Origin of the sequence: Microbacterium sp. T2.11-28 (genome assembly GCF_950097975.1) — a bacterium.
Classification (GTDB): Bacteria; Actinomycetota; Actinomycetes; order Actinomycetales; family Microbacteriaceae; genus Microbacterium.
In genome coordinates, this window is sequence record NZ_CATNHF010000025.1 from 1 (window position 1) to 372 (window position 372).

Here is a 372-nt window from a genome sequence, read left to right on the forward strand (position 1 = left end):
GCCTGCCGCCATCACCGCCTGGGCGTGATGGGCGGTATCAATACCGACCACGTCCAGCAGATACGCCGGGCCCATCGGCCAGCCGAACTGTTTTTCCATCACTTTGTCGATTTTGCGGAAGTCTGCCCCATCGCGCAGCAGCTGGCTGAAACCGGCGAAGTAAGGGAACAGTACGCGGTTGACGAAGAAGCCCGGGCAGTCGTTAACAACGATCGGCGTTTTGCCCATCTTGCTTGCCCACGCCACCACTTTGGCGATGGTTTCGTCAGAGGTTTTTTCCCCTCGGATCACTTCGACCAGTGGCATACGGTGTACCGGGTTGAAGAAGTGCATTCCGCAGAAGTTTTCCGGACGCTTCAGTACGCTCGCCAG

Annotated in this window: 1 protein-coding gene; it reads right to left on the reverse strand. The window is 58.1% G+C overall.

Annotated elements, in window-relative coordinates; all coding sequences use genetic code 11:
• Positions 1-372, reverse strand: a 372-nt coding sequence (locus tag QQZ13_RS11120; protein WP_369335401.1) for a 3-hydroxyacyl-CoA dehydrogenase NAD-binding domain-containing protein, incomplete at both ends; no start/stop codon positions are given.